17 protein-coding genes are annotated in these 16226 nt (G+C 37.7%); 13 read left to right on the plus strand and 4 right to left on the minus strand.

Features of this window, described 5'->3' with window-relative positions:
- Positions 1–533: 533 nt before the first annotated feature.
- The 9 genes from ABE34_RS22730 to ABE34_RS22770 all read left to right on the plus strand — a co-directional run bounded on the left by ABE34_RS22730 (position 534) and on the right by ABE34_RS22770 (position 9226).
- The gene (locus ABE34_RS22730; protein WP_079561574.1) at positions 534–1556 is read left to right on the plus strand and encodes a glyceraldehyde-3-phosphate dehydrogenase; all 1023 of its coding nucleotides are present in this window, start codon (positions 534–536) and stop codon (positions 1554–1556) included.
- A 196-nt stretch (positions 1557–1752) separates the two neighbouring features.
- Complete coding sequence (gene nrdR / locus ABE34_RS22735; protein ID WP_049667519.1) at positions 1753–2223, plus strand: transcriptional regulator NrdR; 471 nt, start codon at positions 1753–1755, stop codon at positions 2221–2223.
- A 15-nt stretch (positions 2224–2238) separates the two neighbouring features.
- Positions 2239–3621 (plus strand): replication initiation and membrane attachment family protein, encoded by a 1383-nt coding sequence (locus ABE34_RS22740; RefSeq protein ID WP_241747244.1) that lies wholly within the window; start codon positions 2239–2241, stop codon positions 3619–3621.
- Positions 3622–3623: 2 nt separating this feature from the next.
- A complete protein-coding gene (gene dnaI / locus ABE34_RS22745; protein ID WP_346655608.1) occupies positions 3624–4562 on the plus strand; it encodes a primosomal protein DnaI in 939 nt (312 codons plus the stop codon).
- Between the two features lie 519 nt (positions 4563–5081).
- Positions 5082–7013 carry a threonine--tRNA ligase gene (gene thrS / locus ABE34_RS22750; RefSeq protein WP_197144710.1) on the plus strand — a complete coding sequence of 644 codons (1932 nt, stop codon included), beginning with the start codon at positions 5082–5084 and terminating at the stop codon, positions 7011–7013.
- A 695-nt stretch (positions 7014–7708) separates the two neighbouring features.
- A complete protein-coding gene (gene infC, locus ABE34_RS22755; protein ID WP_024363824.1) occupies positions 7709–8212 on the plus strand; it encodes a translation initiation factor IF-3 in 504 nt (167 codons plus the stop codon).
- 31 nt (positions 8213–8243) lie between these two features.
- Positions 8244–8444, plus strand: coding sequence for a 50S ribosomal protein L35 (gene rpmI, locus ABE34_RS22760; RefSeq protein WP_004226312.1), 201 nt, complete (start codon positions 8244–8246; stop codon positions 8442–8444).
- Between the two features lie 58 nt (positions 8445–8502).
- A complete protein-coding gene (gene rplT, locus ABE34_RS22765; protein ID WP_053592414.1) occupies positions 8503–8862 on the plus strand; it encodes a 50S ribosomal protein L20 in 360 nt (119 codons plus the stop codon).
- A 103-nt stretch (positions 8863–8965) separates the two neighbouring features.
- Complete coding sequence (locus ABE34_RS22770; protein WP_197144711.1) at positions 8966–9226, plus strand: DUF1294 domain-containing protein; 261 nt, start codon at positions 8966–8968, stop codon at positions 9224–9226.
- Between the two features lie 38 nt (positions 9227–9264).
- Here the strand turns inward: ABE34_RS22770 and ABE34_RS22775 are convergent, their stop codons facing one another.
- Positions 9265–9660, minus strand: a complete 396-nt coding sequence (locus ABE34_RS22775; protein WP_197144712.1) for a sigma-w pathway protein ysdB — start codon at positions 9658–9660, stop codon at positions 9265–9267.
- A gap of 103 nt (positions 9661–9763) precedes the next feature.
- On the opposite strand from ABE34_RS22775, the gene ABE34_RS22780 reads away from it, so the two are divergent.
- Complete coding sequence (locus ABE34_RS22780) at positions 9764–10249, plus strand: dUTP diphosphatase (RefSeq protein WP_197144713.1); 486 nt, start codon at positions 9764–9766, stop codon at positions 10247–10249.
- A 255-nt stretch (positions 10250–10504) separates the two neighbouring features.
- Positions 10505–11593: a M42 family metallopeptidase gene (locus tag ABE34_RS22785; RefSeq protein ID WP_197144714.1), complete on the plus strand. Its 1089-nt coding sequence runs from the start codon at positions 10505–10507 to the stop codon at positions 11591–11593.
- A 221-nt stretch (positions 11594–11814) separates the two neighbouring features.
- On the opposite strand, the gene ABE34_RS22790 is transcribed toward ABE34_RS22785, so the two are convergent.
- Entirely contained in the window at positions 11815–12582 is a 768-nt protein-coding gene (locus ABE34_RS22790) for a MerR family transcriptional regulator (RefSeq protein ID WP_197144715.1), read from the minus strand.
- A 291-nt stretch (positions 12583–12873) separates the two neighbouring features.
- Here ABE34_RS22790 and ABE34_RS22795 point away from each other — a divergent pair, with 291 nt between their 5' ends.
- Complete coding sequence (locus tag ABE34_RS22795; RefSeq protein ID WP_197144862.1) at positions 12874–13488, plus strand: cysteine peptidase family C39 domain-containing protein; 615 nt, start codon at positions 12874–12876, stop codon at positions 13486–13488.
- A gap of 95 nt (positions 13489–13583) precedes the next feature.
- Here the strand turns inward: ABE34_RS22795 and ABE34_RS22800 are convergent, their stop codons facing one another.
- Entirely contained in the window at positions 13584–14582 is a 999-nt protein-coding gene (locus tag ABE34_RS22800) for a serine hydrolase (RefSeq protein WP_197144716.1), read from the minus strand.
- A gap of 13 nt (positions 14583–14595) precedes the next feature.
- Entirely contained in the window at positions 14596–14778 is a 183-nt protein-coding gene (locus ABE34_RS22805; protein ID WP_197144717.1) for a hypothetical protein, read from the minus strand.
- Positions 14779–15248: 470 nt separating this feature from the next.
- Here ABE34_RS22805 and argF point away from each other — a divergent pair, with 470 nt between their 5' ends.
- On the plus strand, positions 15249–16214 hold the full coding sequence (argF, locus tag ABE34_RS22810) for an ornithine carbamoyltransferase (RefSeq protein ID WP_197144718.1): 966 nt from the start codon (positions 15249–15251) through the stop codon (positions 16212–16214).
- Positions 16215–16226: the final 12 nt, after the last annotated feature.

The following is a 16226-nucleotide window of genomic DNA, read 5'->3' on the forward strand; positions in this document are numbered from 1 at the left end:
TACACGCTATGTGAAGTGGTTGATCTTCGTTACGGCTGGGCGACTCCTAGGGGATTAGCAATAGAGGAACGAAGGCTAAAACCATCACGTCCTGTGATAACGCCTTCGTGACCAACATCGTGCTGCTGCCGCTACGTTTCACTCACGCTTTCGCGCAAAAGACATCTGTTGGCCCGAGACCCTGGAGCGAGCAACGCGAGTGAAGCGGCTCAACGGACGCCCCCCAGGAAAGCGCCCAGCCGGAACGGAAATCAACCCCTAGCTTTGCCGAAGAGCCCTACTTTATTTAATATGACACATTAATTTCAATGACATAATAGTTTACAACACGAATGCGTAGCAAGAACACTTTGCTATGCATTTTTTTGTGATTTTATACCATAATAAGGACTAATTTAGGCGATTTTATTTTTCAGAAAATAAGAACTTTAATATTATGAATATATAATGTTCATCTTTTTTGAGATTGTGTTATACTAATCACCATAAAGTATATAATTAATTTGAGTATGACTCACAGGAGGATTTTATAAATGACAGTATCAGTTGCTATTAATGGTTTCGGACGTATCGGACGTATGGTTTTCCGCCAAGCGATCGTACAAGAAAGTTTAAATATCGTTGCAATTAACGCCAGCTATCCAGCTGAAACGTTAGCACATTTGATTAAGTATGACACAAATCACGGTACGTTCGAGGGTTCAGTGGAGCCTGCAGGCGATGCTTTAATCGTAAATGGTAAACGTGTTCAAATTATTAGCGAACGCGATCCATTAAAATTACCATGGGCAACAATGGGTGTGGATATCGTTATTGAAGCAACTGGTAAATTTAATGATCGTGAAAAAGCAGCAATGCACTTAGAAGCAGGCGCAAAGAAAGTTATCTTAACTGCACCTGGTAAAAACGAGGACGTAACAATTGTTTTAGGTGTAAATGATGAGAAACTTGATATCACAAAACATGATGTTATTTCAAATGCTTCTTGTACAACAAACTGCTTAGCACCAGTTGCTAAAGTATTAAATGACACATTTGGTATCGAAAACGGTTTAATGACAACAGTTCACGCTTATACAAATGACCAAAAGAATTTAGACAATCCACATAAAGATTTACGTCGTGCACGTGGTTGCGCACAGTCTATCATTCCAACATCTACAGGTGCTGCAAAAGCATTGAAATTAGTGTTACCGGAATTAGAAGGCAAAATTCATGGTATGGCACTTCGTGTTCCAACACCAAACGTATCATTAGTTGACCTAGTAGTTGATTTAAATACTGATGTAACTGTAGATTCTATCAACGCTGCATTCGTTAAGGCAGCTACTGAAGGTCCGATGAAAGGTATTTTAAACTTCTCAGTTGAGCCTCTAGTATCTTCTGATTACAATACAACAACTTACTCTTCAACAGTAGATGGACTTTCTACAATGGTTTTGGGTGACCGCAAAGTGAAAGTGCTTGCTTGGTACGACAATGAATGGGGTTATTCAGCACGCGTTGTAGATCTTGTGAAAAAAGTGGCAAAAGCATTAGAAACGGTTAATGCATAATCGAGCAAATATGTTGAGCACATTGAAATCCGAGTGATTTCAATGTGCTTTTTGTATTAGATTGTAAAATCTATGCTTGTACTTTTGGCTTTCAAGGCTTATCATGAGCACACTATCGTCAATGCGCTTTTCTTATACATAGGAAATTTGTTATAATAGAAATACTAAATTGTTGTGAAATCAGGAGAGTAATTATATGAGATGTCCATCTTGCCAATTTAACGGAACGCGTGTTGTGGATTCGAGGCCAGTTGATGATAATAAAGAAATTCGTAGACGTCGTGAATGCGAGTCATGTGGCTTCCGCTTTACAACGTTTGAAAAAATTGAAGAGACACCGTTAGTTGTAGTGAAAAAAGAGGGTTCACGAGAAGAATTTAGCCGTGAAAAGGTACTTCGTGGACTTATTCGCGCTTGCGAAAAACGCCCTGTTTCTCTTGAAGTACTTGAAGGACTAGTAATGTCTATTGAAAAAGATCTTCGCCGTATTGGGAATTCTGAAGTCCGATCTGAGGATGTAGGAGAAATGGTAATGGATCGCTTAGCGAAAATCGATGAGGTTGCGTATGTGCGCTTTGCATCGGTTTATCGTCAATTTAAGGATATCAATGTCTTTATTGAAGAAATTAAAGAAATTATCCAACGTCAAACAGAGCAGAAATTATAGGAAATAGAGAGGGGAATGACGTTGATCCATTTGTATAAGGAATTACAGCCTGCTGATTCTTTTGACATTCGTCTACCTCATGCACTTTCTACGCAGGAACGTCAATTAGTAACGCTTTTTTATCAGCCTTTAATTGGAGCGGAACCAATCAGCCTTTATTTAACATTATGGGCAGAGGCTGAGCAAATGCCAAAGCAGCAAATGACGCATTATTATTTAATGAATGTGCTAGGGATTCCTATTGGCAAAGTATTTGAGGCACGTATTGCGCTTGAAGCAATTGGCCTGTTACGCACATGGAAAAAAGAGGATGATGGCGAGCGAAGCTTTTTATATGAGCTGATACGTCCACTTGATGCGGATAGTTTTATGAAAGACCCACTGCTGTCGATGTTTTTATTTAGTAAAATTGGGGAGCAAGCTTATCGGAAGTTACGTCAGCGTTTTATTCCATCTACAAGAGATGCAGAATTTAAAGATGTATCGCGTGCATTCATAGACGTTTTTAAGCCTGTAAGTACAAGGATTCCAGAGGATTTACAAGCAGATACTAGTCGTAAGGATACACAGCAAAAGATATATCCGTTTTATTTTGACCAGTTTGACTTTGAACTGCTGCAAGCGGGCTTATCGGAGCAACTAGTCCCGGCAAGTCTACTAACATTTGAGGTGCGTGAAACAATAGCGAAATTAGCGTTTTTATATCGCTTAACAGCACTCGATATGCAAAAGGTAGTAATTCTGGCATTAGATGATGATCTAGGTATTTCACTGGAACGTTTACGTAAGGCCGCTGCGGATTTTTATAAGCTAACGGTATCAAAAGAACCACCAAAGCTTGCTAGAGTGAGTGAGCCGTCATCCGTAGATGAACCGGGCCAAAAAACAAAGGACCAGGAGCTACAGCAATATTTAGAAACGACTCCCCCAGTGCAAGTATTGCGAGATATCAATAATGGCAAAGAACCGCTACAGACCTCCGTACAGCTTGCAGAGAGTTTAATTGTCCAGCATGGAATGCCGGTAGGGGTTGTTAATGCTCTTCTGGAATATGTAATGCTAACAACTGATATGAAGCTGCCTAAGAAGTATGTGGAAACGATTGCGGATCATTGGGTACGTAAAAATATTCAAACAGCAAAAGAAGCAATGGAGCTAGCACGTAAAGAACATGATAAGTACACTACGTGGAAAAATAAACCCCAGTCTTCGGCAAAAAAGAACTCTTACACAAAAAATCGCCGAGAGGAAAAAGTACCAGATTGGTTTTATAAGCGTAATGAAAAATCAGAGGAAGTATTAAAAGATACAACAAATACTGGAACTACTGATTTTGAAAAGGAAAGACAAAAGATACTAGAGAAATTAGGTAATATTCAAAATAAGGTAGGTGAATGACAATCGAACCGATTAATGGACCATTAAAAAGAGCAATTAAGGTACCATCATTTCAAGAAAGATATGAAGCGATGCGTAAAGAAATATTAGAAAACCCTCGTGTGCAAGATTTTTTAGCTGAGCATATGGATGAGTTAAGCTATGATGCGGTTGAACGTAATTTACCGAAGCTCCATGAATTTATTAGTCAATCTACAGTCTGCTGTGGCTGTGACAATACAGAAAATTGTACAAATTACTTAAAAGGTTTTTTACCTACTTTACGTGTAGTAAGGAGTACTGTTGAAATTGATTATGTACGATGCGAGCAAAAGATACGTGAAGATGAGCGCCGTGATGTTGCTAATATGATAGCAAGTATGCATATGCCAAAGGATGTGCTACAAGCTACTATCAGTGATTTATTTATTGATGATCATACACGTGTTGACATTGCAAACCGTGCGACTGATTTTGTTCAAAATGTACTAGATACAGGGGATTTGCCTGCTAAAGGCTTTTATTTATATGGTCAATTTGGAGTGGGGAAATCTTTTGTGTTAGGCGCATTAGCTAATGAACTTGCGAAGGCTAAAGTAAAGTCAGTTGTAGTTTTCGTGCCTGAATTTTTACGAGAAATGAAAAATGCAATTGGCGATAACACATTGAATGAAAAAATAGACTATGTGAAAAAGGCACCAGTGCTAATGCTTGATGATTTAGGAGCCGAAACAATGACTGCTTGGACGCGAGATGAAATTTTGGGGACTATTTTCCATTACCGCATGGCAGAGCAATTGCCAACATTTATTACATCTAATTTTAATTACGATGAGTTGGAGCATCATTTAGCACAGTCACAAAAAGGTGACATAGAAGTCGTGAAGGCTGGACGTGTTATGGAACGTATTAAAGCCTTGACAGAGCCGATTAAAATGGGTGGGCAAAATAGACGACTGTAAGATTGGCAGTTGCATTTTATGACAATCGAGCGTATACTGTCACATATAATAATTAACTTCTTTCAACCGGTGTCCAAAACACTTACTGAAAAAGTTAAAGCCTTCGGATTATGCCGGGGCATAATTGATCAAATGCATTGATGAGGACATGAATTTTGTGTAAGGCTTTTAGAGAGGGAAGTCAGTGGCTGTAAGCTTCCTAGTTTGAGCACATTATTTACTACCTGCTGAGCAGCGAAAGGGATAATCTTTCGCCGGTCCCTAGCCCGTTAGCTAGCCTTGAGCTTCGTCTGACTAGAAAAAGTCGGAAGGAAGAAGGGTGGAACCACGAGCATACGCTTCGTCCCTTTCGTAGGGACGGAGCTTTTTTTATTTTCGTTCAGTGGAAAATAGTGGTGAATGAATGCGGATGTAGTTCCTTTTCAGTGAGTGTCCAAACACCTATTGAATGAGGATCAATTCCGGAGATTCTTTGACTTCAATCATGCATCACAACAAAACTATAAGGAGTGCAGAAAAATGTCAGATATGATTAAATTAACTTTCCCAGATGGCGCTGTAAAGGAATTTGCAAAAGGCACATCTACTGATGACGTAGCATTATCAATTAGCCCAGGACTTCGTAAAAAAGCATATGCGGGTAAAGTAAATGGTGTTTTAGTCGATTTAAAAACACCAATTGAAGAGGATGCAACAATCTCAATTATTACTCAGGATGATGAGGAAGCACTGGAAATATTACGTCACTCTACTGCGCACTTAACAGCACAAGCGATTAAACGTTTATTCCCAGATGTTAAACTTGGTATCGGTCCAGTTATTGAGGGTGGCTTCTACTACGATATCGATTCACCAACTCCAATTACTGCTGAAGACTTACCAACAATCGAAAAAGAAATGAAAAAAATTATCGCTGAAAACCTAGAGATAGAGCGCAAAAATGTTAGCCGTGATGAAGCACAAGCGATCTATGAAAAAATCGGCGATGAATATAAATTAGAATTACTTGAAGCGATTCCAGCAGATGAGCAAGTTTCTATTTACCATCAAGGTGAATTTTTCGACCTTTGCCGTGGTATCCACGCACCATCAACTGGCAAACTTCGTGAGTTTAAACTTCTTTCATTAGCTGGTGCTTACTGGAGAGGTAACTCAGATAACAAAATGCTACAACGCATTTATGGTACAGCTTTCTTTAAAAAAGAAGAATTAAAACATCACCTACAAATGCTTGAAGAAGCAAAAGAACGTGATCACCGTAAAATCGGTAAAGAATTAGAGTTATTTACAACTTCTCAAAAAGTTGGTCAAGGTTTACCGCTATGGCTACCAAACGGTGCGACAATCCGTCGTGTTATTGAGCGCTATATTGTAGATAAAGAATTATCTCTTGGTTATAAGCATGTTTATACACCAGTACTTGGTTCTAAAGAGCTGTACCAAACTTCTGGTCACTGGGATCATTACCAAGACTCTATTTTCCCACCAATGGAAATGGACAATGAAACATTAATTATGCGTCCGATGAACTGCCCTCACCATATGATGGTGTACAAAAACAGCAAGCATTCTTATCGTAACCTACCATTACGTATTGCTGAGCTTGGTACAATGCACCGTTACGAAATGTCAGGTGCTGTTTCAGGTTTACAACGTGTACGTGGGATGACTTTAAATGATGCACATATTTTCGTTCGTCCAGACCAAATTAAAGTGGAATTCCAAAAAGTGGTACAATTAATTTTAGCAGTTTACAAAGACTTCGATTTAAATGATTACTCATTCCGTTTATCTTACCGTGACCCAGCGGATACTGAAAAATACTTCGACGACGATGCAATGTGGGAAAAAGCACAAAGCATGTTAAAAGAGGCAATGGATGAGCTTGGCTTAGATTACTTTGAAGCTGAAGGTGAAGCGGCATTCTACGGTCCTAAACTAGACGTACAAGTAAAAACTGCAATTGGTAAAGAAGAAACTTTATCAACAGTTCAGCTTGACTTCTTATTACCAGAACGCTTTGACTTAACTTATGTAGGAGAAGATGGTAAGCCACATCGTCCAGTTGTTATTCACCGTGGTGTAGTATCAACAATGGAACGTTTCGTTGCCTTCTTAATCGAAGAGTACAAAGGTGCATTCCCAACATGGTTAGCACCAGTACAAGTTGAAGTCATTCCAGTTTCAAACGAAGCGCACTTTGATTATGCTAAACAAATTGAAGAGCAATTAACTGCAGCAGGCTTACGTGTTGAAATGGATGACCGTGAAGAGAAACTAGGTTACAAAATCCGTGAAGCGCAAATGAAAAAAATCCCGTATATGCTTGTGATCGGAGACAAAGAAGTAGAGGCTGGTGGCGTAAACGTACGTCGTTACGGATCGAAAGATTCAGAAACAATTAGCTTCCAGGACTTCTTAGCTAACATTAAAGCAGAAATTACAAAATAATTTTAATGCTTTGCAGGCGAATTCAATCAGAAGAAGGATTAGAATTCGTTGAGCAACATTCCAAAAGTTTGGGATGACATTTATTAAAACGTATCCTATTTATATAAGTTGATCTTCGTTACGACTGGGCGACTCCTTGGGGATTAGCGTCACAGATGAGACCCTGCAGCGCAGCGAAGCGGCTCATCGGACGCCCCCAGGAAGCTCTGCTCTGCGCGAAAGCGGAGTGTTAACGAAGCGTCAGCGGCAAATGTTTTAACTGTGCGAAAGCGAAGCGTCAGCAACAAAGCGCCCAGCCGGAACGGAAATCAACCACACGTTATCATGAAGCCACTATAATGGTTTAGATTAAAAGTTTTAGGCTACTTTATTAATAAATAAGCTAAAAAACATTTGACAGCTTATAAAAGTACATGTTAATATAGTTAAGGTTAATGAATACAAAGTTTGTGGTTGAAGTAGAGGCTGCCCGCTTCTCACCTGATACAACGCTCTTGGGCTGTGAACAGGTATGACACGTTGAATTGTTTTGCGTAGACTTGCGCATGCACATATAGCGGGCGGACATCTTCAAAGTGTCCGTCCTTTTTTTATGGACATGATGACAAGATGATGTACCGTTCAACCGGGCAAGGCTTTGCCCAAACCATGTATTCGCGACAACTACTTGGAGGTGGATTACTATTAGCAAAGACATGTATGTAAACGAAGGCATTCGCGCACGTGAACTTCGATTAATCGATCACAATGGTGACCAGCTTGGTGTAAAGACACGTAACGAAGCGCTAGAAATCGCCACTCGTGTAAACTTGGATCTTGTCCTTGTGGCCCCTCAAGCCAAGCCGCCAGTCGCTCGTATCATGGACTATGGTAAATTTAAGTTTGAACAGCAAAAGAAAGACCGTGAAATTCGTAAAAATCAAAAGGTCATCGTAATGAAAGAGGTTCGTCTGAGCCCAACAATCGATGAGCATGATTTCCAAACGAAGTTACGTAATGCGATTAAATTCCTTGAAAAAGGTGATAAAGTTAAATGTAGCTTACGTTTCAAAGGTCGTGCGATTACACATAAAGACATTGGTCAACGTGTGTTAGATCGTTTTGCTGAAGCTTGTGCTGAAGTATCGACGGTTGAACAAAAACCGAAGATGGAAGGCCGAAGCATGTTCTTAGTTCTTCAACCAAAGAACGAGAAATAATATTAGACGAACAGTTTAGGAGGAATTCGACATGCCAAAAATGAAAACTCACCGTGGAGCTGCGAAGCGTTTCAAAAAAACGGGTTCAGGTAAATTAAAATATGACCGTGCTTATGGAAGCCACTTATTCGCAAACAAATCTACAAAACAAAAACGTCACCTACGTAAAGCAAACATCGTTTCATCTGGTGACTTCAAACGCATCAAATCATTACTTGTTTACATGAAATAATTTGACAACACAAAATAACTAATATTCATTTTTTAATGAAAAGCAGGAGGTAATTCATATGCCACGCGTAAAAGGCGGAACAGTGACGCGCAAACGTCGTAAAAAAGTATTGAAATTAGCTAAAGGTTACTACGGTTCTAAACATACATTATATAAAGTTGCTAACCAAGCAGTAATGAAGTCAGGTCAATATGCATACCGTGACCGTCGTCAGAAAAAACGTGATTTCCGTAAATTATGGATCACTCGTATCAACGCAGCTGCTCGCATGAACGGTCTTTCATACAGCCGTTTAATGCACGGATTAAAAGTTGCTGGTATCGAAGTTAACCGTAAAATGTTAGCTGACCTAGCTGTAACTGATGCAGCAGCATTCACTCAATTAGCAGACACTGCAAAAAAAGCAGTAGCTAAGTAATTTTTGACAAAGTCAAAAATTTATTGAAAGACTGATGGATTTATCCGTCAGTCTTTTTTTGTGTTAGAGTAGTAGTAAATAGAAAATAAAAAAGGAGTATTCAATGGGACAAGCATTATTGGCTTATATGGCGATTGTTTCTATCGTCCTGCTCGTTATGATGGGCATGGATAAATCCAAAGCAAAAAAACATGAATGGCGTATCGCAGAGCGTTCGCTATTTACATTAGCAATTGCTGGAGGTGCAACAGGTGGCGTGCTAGGAATGTATTTATTCCGTCATAAAACACGACATAACAGCTTTGCATTTGGCTTCCCACTGCTAGCAGCTATTCAAATTTTTATCTTAGTACAATTATGGTGATAAAACCGTAAAATGTTCCGATAAATAAAAACACATCCTCATTCTGAGGATGTGTTGTGCATAAGCTTTTCAATGGGCTGCTTCCAATTTATTTTTGCGCTCGGATAGTTCAATAGAATTTCTTGCTGTAGGTATACAAAGTCTTTTTTCGTAAAACCTTGCAGTGTAGCGGCGTCACGGGCGCCAACGAAAATCGTCACAACTTCAAAGGCATCTTCAGTCGTGCCGAGGTATTTTTCACCTTCGAAAAGAGCACCCTTATAAGAGATGAAGAAATTTTTTCGGACATTTTTGACGTCATCATAAAAATAATAGTGGCCTTTTTCATAGGCCTCATCAAGTTTTCGCTTAGGATCGGTTATATAACGAATCGCTTTATAAAATACATAGATAATAAGCGTAATAACAGCAAGACGAATAAGTAACGGCAACATTTTTAATTTCCCCCTTGAAGAAAGGTTATTCCTTCCTATACGATTGTAAGGGACAATTAGTTTCACTTTATATGAATATTTTTAAGAAATTTAGGAGAAAAAAATGAATTTACAAAAATTGTTTAAAATGCAAAAAGAGCTTGATGATTTCATCGAAAAAACACAAAATATTGAACGTGATGTATTTAAAGAAAAAGGTTTAGCTTTAATGGTTGAGCTAGCCGAACTTGCAAACGAGACCCGTTGCTTTAAGTTTTGGAGCACAAAGGGAGCTTCAGAACGTGATGTGATTCTAGAAGAATATGTGGATTCGATTCATTTTATATTATCACTGGGCCTATTAAAAGGTTATACAGCGATAGAAAAATGGCCAGTGATTGAAGAGAAGAGAGATTTAACAGAAACATTTTTAATGACACAAAACCATATTTTAAGTTTTATTAGTCAACCAACTGAGGATAGATATTTAGTGATCTGGCAATGCTATGGATTACTTGCGTTTAATCTAGGCTTTACGTTTGAGGACGTAGTTGCGGCATATATAGAGAAAAATGAAGAAAATTATAATCGTCAGCGTTCTGGGTATTAACTTCTTTCAGCGGTTGTCCAAAAGCCCGCTGAAAGAGCGGAACTCAGTCTAAGAACTCCACGTCCTGTGGCATTACCGAAATGACCGACATCTTGTCGGCCCTCACGCAGACCTAAGCCCAAAGCCGATTCCAGACGCAATTATGCAAAGACATAATTGATAGTGAGAAATCCAACAATTTTCAGACGATTTAACTAGGAATATTTCGGTAAACGAAGTATAATAGAGGAGATATAAGAGTCGGGAGGTAAAAGGATGACACAGCTAGATTCAACATTACAAATGTTTAAAGATTTAACAGATGCGAATGGTATTGCAGGTAATGAACGTGCACCGCGCGAGGTCATGAAAAAATACATTGGACCATATGCAGACTTAGTTGAACAGGATAATTTAGGTAGCGTCATTGCTAAAAAAGTTGGCGATGAAAATGGCCCGAAAATTATGGTTGCTGGTCATTTAGATGAAGTAGGCTTCATGGTTACTCAAATCGATGACAAAGGGTTCATCAAATTTCAAACTGTAGGTGGCTGGTGGAGCCAAGTTATGCTTGCACAGCGTGTAACAATTACAACACGTAAAGGCGATGAAATTATTGGGGTAATTGGTTCTAAGCCACCTCATATTTTACCAGCAGATGTGCGTAACAAAGTGGTAGACATTAAAGATATGTTTATCGATGTTGGCGCAGCTTCAAAAGAAGAAGTTCTTGAATGGGGCGTACGTCCTGGCGATATGGTAACACCATATTTCGAATTTAATGTGATGAAAAACGAAAAATACTTATTAGCAAAAGCATGGGATAACCGCATTGGCTGTGCAATTGCCATTGATGTTATGAAAGGTTTGCAAAATGAAAAGCATCCAAACATCCTTTATTCTGTAGGGAATGTTCAAGAGGAAGTAGGGCTTCGTGGTGCGAAAACAGCTACACATAAAATCCAACCAGATATCGGCTTTGCTGTCGATGTAGGTGTAGCAGGAGACACTCCAGGAGTAACTGCAAAAGAATCAACTAGTAAAATGGGTGCTGGTCCACAAATTATCGTTTACGATGCATCGATGGTCTCACACCGTGGCTTACGTGAATTCGTATTAGATGTGGCTGATGAGCACAATATTCCATATCAATTCGAGGCAATGGCTGGTGGCGGTACAGATGCAGGCTCTATCCATGTAACTGCAAATGGAATACCTGCGCTATCAATCGGTATTGCTACACGTTACATCCATTCACACGCAGGCATTTTACATCGTGATGATTATGATAATGCTGTAAAATTAATGGTGGAAGTTATTAAAAAATTAGACCGTGATGCAGTGAATAAAATTATTTTTGACTAAGCGTGGAAAGAACTAAATAGTTATACTATAATTTTGCCTTCTAACAAAAATGTTAGGAGGCTTTTTTGAAATAAAGGACTTGCATACTTGAAATTCAATCATACACGCAAGTCCGCTTTTAGTCATCCGTGAAGCGCAAAAATCAGTACTTCACCGGAGCTCAATAAAATATGTTTCTTCAACTTCAACTTTACTCTCAAATTATTTAACTAAGTCCATTTCTAATCTAATTCTGTGTGTTGCATATAATATTGCATTGCTTGATTAAACCACTTTTGTTCATCTTCCGTGAAGGGGGAAGATGACATATTTTCGAATTTTTGAATATCCACCTCTTCTATATCTATATCGGCAAGCTTTTGTATCAAATTTTCACCAAGGTATGAAAAAGTAGCTTCTATATATTTCTTAACCATCTCTTGTACTTTCAAGTCTTCTACTGGATAATCATATAATCTTTTTACTTCTTTAGTTAAATGAATAAATGTTTTATCCAATGCAATTTGATCTTCTTCTGATTTCTTTGATAACTCTTCCACAATAACCTTTAAATTTTGTTTTTCCATCCATTCATTTTGTTTTTGTTCTGTACTCATACTATATATAAGGCTTAATAATACAGTACCATCTACTTCTCTTTCCTCCTCGACTAATTTAATTACTCTTTTAATTGCTCGCATCGTTTGCTCAATTTGTTCCTTTTCTTTTTCTAAAGCATATAAATGGAGGGACAGGCTTTCATTTAAATCCATATTAAAACTTGATTCATTTAACAAAGTAGTAACTTTATCTAGGCTATATCCTAGGAATTTTAGACTAATAATTTTTTGTAAGGTAATAATATCTTGTTGATTGTAAATGCGATGCCCTGAAGAAGGATTTTTTTCAGGTTGTAATATACCAATTTCATCATAGTAATGCAAAGTAGGAATTGGTATTCCTGTCCTTTCTGAAAATTCTCCAATAGAAAACTTTTTATTATTCATCAAAATTCCTCCTATCAATTGGTATAAGCTAATCATAATACATCAAGTAACTAGAGGTTCAAGAGGGGAATTTAAAGTTTGAGGTGGATAAATGGTAAATGGGCAATAAATGAGATTGTCTATACAGACACCGAGACGATATGGGGAGGTCTAATTCCCACACACTAATATTTGTGACTATGTTACACTAGATATAATAACTGATTATTCAGTTATTCGACCGACTGGGTAGGTTAGTGAAAGAAGGATTTAGAATAATGTTGCGATATGGGCACAAAGCAATGGGGGAGTAGTATGTTTATAGTTAGAACAGCTATTTTATGGATTATTATATCATCGATCATTAATACATATTTAATGACATTACCCATACCTGTTTTACGAAAAAGAGATTATCCGGCTAACTATCTAATTAAACGCAATAATAGGATAGATATACAAAACAATAGGGAATGTGCAGCATTTTCAACAGCATATGTGTTGCGTCATTTTGGAATGGAGGCCGATGGTGATGAGTTATATACTAATTTCCCTAGTAAAACGAGGTCAGGCAATGTATATCCAAAGGGAATCCGTACGGTGATAAGAAAAATGGGGTTTAAAACAAGCTATTATAAAGGAAATATAAATACATTAAAGTACGAAATTAGTAAAGGAACTCCCGTAATTGTTTTTATCAAAGTACATAAGGATCGTAATAATTTACATTTTGTTCCTGTCGTAGGGTATGACAAGGAGTATGTCTACCTTTCAGAATCACTAAGGGAACTGGCGAATTGTGATGATGGTAACAATAACTATAATCGAAAAGTTCCTATAAATGAATTTAGGAAATTGTGGAATGTAAAAAATATTAATATGGTTCTTTATAGCAATACTTACATAACTGTAGACGCCACACAGAGCTAATGATATTTTTACTTTAGCAACCCTCAAACTCAAATGTTTGAGGGCTGTTTTTTTATGTCGATAAATTTAAAAAGTTAGGCGATAAATTCATATAATCATCTATTGATCTGTAAAAGCTGCAATATATCTTTACCTATTTGACTAGGGTTTGCCGCCAATATAGGAGATCGATAATTTGATAAAACTACGACGCCTGTTTGTTGTGTTTTATCAAACCCTAAATAACTTGAAAAAGCTTTAGTCGAACCATTATGCCAAATAATATTGTGATCGAGTTGCCATCCTAGACCAATACCTATATTTTCTGAAAAGGTTTCAGTCTCTTGATGTGTTAATGTATAACCTGAATTTTCATCACTTAAATGTACTTTCGTAAACTTTAAAAGATCATTAACAGTTGAACGGACTGCCCCTGCTGCCATAAATTCATTCATTTGGAGAGGTGGCTTTTTATGTCCGAGGATCGTGTATCCTTGTAATACTGCCTCTGCTTGATCGGTAGGGATAGTGATAAACGTATTTGGCATATTTAAAGGATCTGTTAATCTTTGTTTGATAGCAGTTTCATAATCCGTATGAAGTGTATTAGCTAAAATATGTCCTAAAAGCCCCATCCCTACATTAGAATATCGAAATTTAACTTTAGGCTCGTCTATATGCGTTTTAAAATAATGTATAGTCTCATCTAGTGAATATTGACAAAAAGGATCACGAGGTGTTTGAGCATCAAAAACATTGTAAATATTTTTCAGCACACCTATTCCCGGTAGCCCAGAAGTATGATTGGCTAAACGTTTGAGCGTAACAGGGTGAGTATCGGGAATTGCGGAAAAGTATTTGCCTATAGAATCTTCGGCATGGACTTTTCCTTCCTGAATCATTTCCCCTAATATGGAAGTAGTAAAAACTTTAGAAATCGAGCCAACTTCATATATGTAAGGCTTTTCTTCCAACATAAAATTCGAGCCACCGAATGTAAAAGTAGCTTCCTGACCTTGAGAAATGATACCAATGGATAAAGCAACATTTGGCCGAGTTTTTATATAAGGATAAGCAATTTTAAAAATGTCCTTTTTAAAATTATGTAAATCCACAAGAATACCTCCATTATGAACGCTTATTTTTTTCCTGCTCTTCTGAAATAATAGAATGTAATTTCGAAAGTATGTCCTTTAATTGTAACAAATCCTCTCGATTGAGCTTTGAATAATATTTATAAATAATAGTAAGCTCAATTTCCTCCTGCTTTTGAAAATAAAGATGCCCCCGTTCATCTAGCTCTATAAACACTTCTCTACGATCCTTTTTTTTAATAAAACTTTCTTGCTCCAGCCTATTTACTAAATGGCTAACAGCAATCGCGGATGTCCCCTTAAACTTTGCTAATGCATAAGTTTGAAGGGGGCCTTTCGTCTGAAGAAGATTTAAAAATACTGCGTTTTGTAGTTAATGTTTTATCCAACAAAGAAGAAAATTCTTTGGTTAACCTTAAATTGGTTTTTGATTAATCTCCTTAATAAGATGTACCAATTCCTTATCCATACGTTTTACCACCTAAACAATTAATATATATAAATTATAAATATGTATTAACAATAATGCAATTTCCTTGAATATGCATAAATATTCGAACGTTCGCATTTTTGACACATCAGAAGATAAAATTCTAACTTTTGAAAATAAACATAAAAATTCAGTTGATTTTATAATTATGCATTGTTATACTAATCCCAACAGTAACGAAACAAGGAGTGAAGGCTATGAAATTACTTGAGGAAGTACAGCTAAAGTTAGTAACTAGCTTAAAAGATAAGGACTTATTAACCTTGTTAGACTACACAAGTGAAGAGGTTCAGCAGTTAGTTGAGTTATCGACACAGCTGAAAATGATTACTAAAGAAGGAAAATGTCCGAAGCTATTAGAAGGTAAAACACTCGGCATGATTTTTGAAAAACATTCAACACGTACTCGTATTTCATTTGAAGTAGGTATGAACCAATTGGGTGGAAAAGGTATGTTTATGCATGCGCGTGATTTACAAATTGGTCGCGGTGAATCTGTTTATGATACAGCACATGTGCTATCAGGCTATTTAGATGGCATTATGATTCGAGCGAACTCTCATGCAATGGTTGCAGAGCTTGCAGAGCATGCATCTATACCGGTAATAAATGGTTTAACAGATATTTATCACCCATGCCAAGCTTTAGCGGATTTAGAAACAATCTTTGAACATAAAGGTGAACTAAAAGGACTTAAGATTGCGTATGTTGGAGATGGCAACAACGTGGCGCACTCATTAGTAGTCGCTTCTGCGCATGTAGGAATGAATGTGGCAGTGGCAACACCGGTTGGCTATGAATGTGACGCAGAAGTGATCGCGAAGGCACAGGCTATCGCAGCAGCAAATGGTAGCAAAATTACAATTACAAATGATCCTGTAGAAGCAGTTTTAAACGCGGACGTAGTATACGCTGATGTATGGACGTCAATGGGGCAAGAAGAGGAAACTGCAAAACGTCTACAAGACTTTGCAGGATACCAAATTAATGATGAGCTTGTCGCATACGCAAAGCCGAATTATATGTTCTTGCACTGTTTACCAGCCCATCGTGAAGAAGAAGTAGCGTCATCTGTTATTGATGGTCCGAATTCCTATATTTTTGAGCAAGCAGAAAACAGACTTCATGCGCAAAAAGCGGTACTTGCGTCAATTCTAGCATAGAAATTTAATGGC

The sequence above is a fragment of the Lysinibacillus sphaericus genome, assembly GCF_015844675.1.
GTDB lineage: Bacteria > Bacillota > Bacilli > Bacillales_A > Planococcaceae > Lysinibacillus > Lysinibacillus sphaericus_E.

What these genes read in the sequence shown, in the direction of transcription:
- ABE34_RS22775 (WP_197144712.1), bottom strand. Translation starts at nt 9,660, where the DNA reads ATGTTGCCGTTACTTATTCGTCTTGCTGTTATTACGCTTATTATCTAT.
- ABE34_RS22730 (WP_079561574.1), top strand. Translation starts at nt 534, where the DNA reads ATGACAGTATCAGTTGCTATTAATGGTTTCGGACGTATCGGACGTATG.
- rpmI (WP_004226312.1), top strand. Translation starts at nt 8,244, where the DNA reads ATGCCAAAAATGAAAACTCACCGTGGAGCTGCGAAGCGTTTCAAAAAA.
- thrS (WP_197144710.1), top strand. Translation starts at nt 5,082, where the DNA reads ATGTCAGATATGATTAAATTAACTTTCCCAGATGGCGCTGTAAAGGAA.
- nrdR (WP_049667519.1), top strand. Translation starts at nt 1,753, where the DNA reads ATGAGATGTCCATCTTGCCAATTTAACGGAACGCGTGTTGTGGATTCG.
- infC (WP_024363824.1), top strand. Translation starts at nt 7,709, where the DNA reads ATGTATGTAAACGAAGGCATTCGCGCACGTGAACTTCGATTAATCGAT.
- ABE34_RS22785 (WP_197144714.1), top strand. Translation starts at nt 10,505, where the DNA reads ATGACACAGCTAGATTCAACATTACAAATGTTTAAAGATTTAACAGAT.
- ABE34_RS22740 (WP_241747244.1), top strand. Translation starts at nt 2,239, where the DNA reads ATGACGTTGATCCATTTGTATAAGGAATTACAGCCTGCTGATTCTTTT.
- rplT (WP_053592414.1), top strand. Translation starts at nt 8,503, where the DNA reads ATGCCACGCGTAAAAGGCGGAACAGTGACGCGCAAACGTCGTAAAAAA.
- argF (WP_197144718.1), top strand. Translation starts at nt 15,249, where the DNA reads ATGAAATTACTTGAGGAAGTACAGCTAAAGTTAGTAACTAGCTTAAAA.
- ABE34_RS22770 (WP_197144711.1), top strand. Translation starts at nt 8,966, where the DNA reads ATGGGACAAGCATTATTGGCTTATATGGCGATTGTTTCTATCGTCCTG.
- ABE34_RS22780 (WP_197144713.1), top strand. Translation starts at nt 9,764, where the DNA reads ATGAATTTACAAAAATTGTTTAAAATGCAAAAAGAGCTTGATGATTTC.
- ABE34_RS22795 (WP_197144862.1), top strand. Translation starts at nt 12,874, where the DNA reads ATGTTTATAGTTAGAACAGCTATTTTATGGATTATTATATCATCGATC.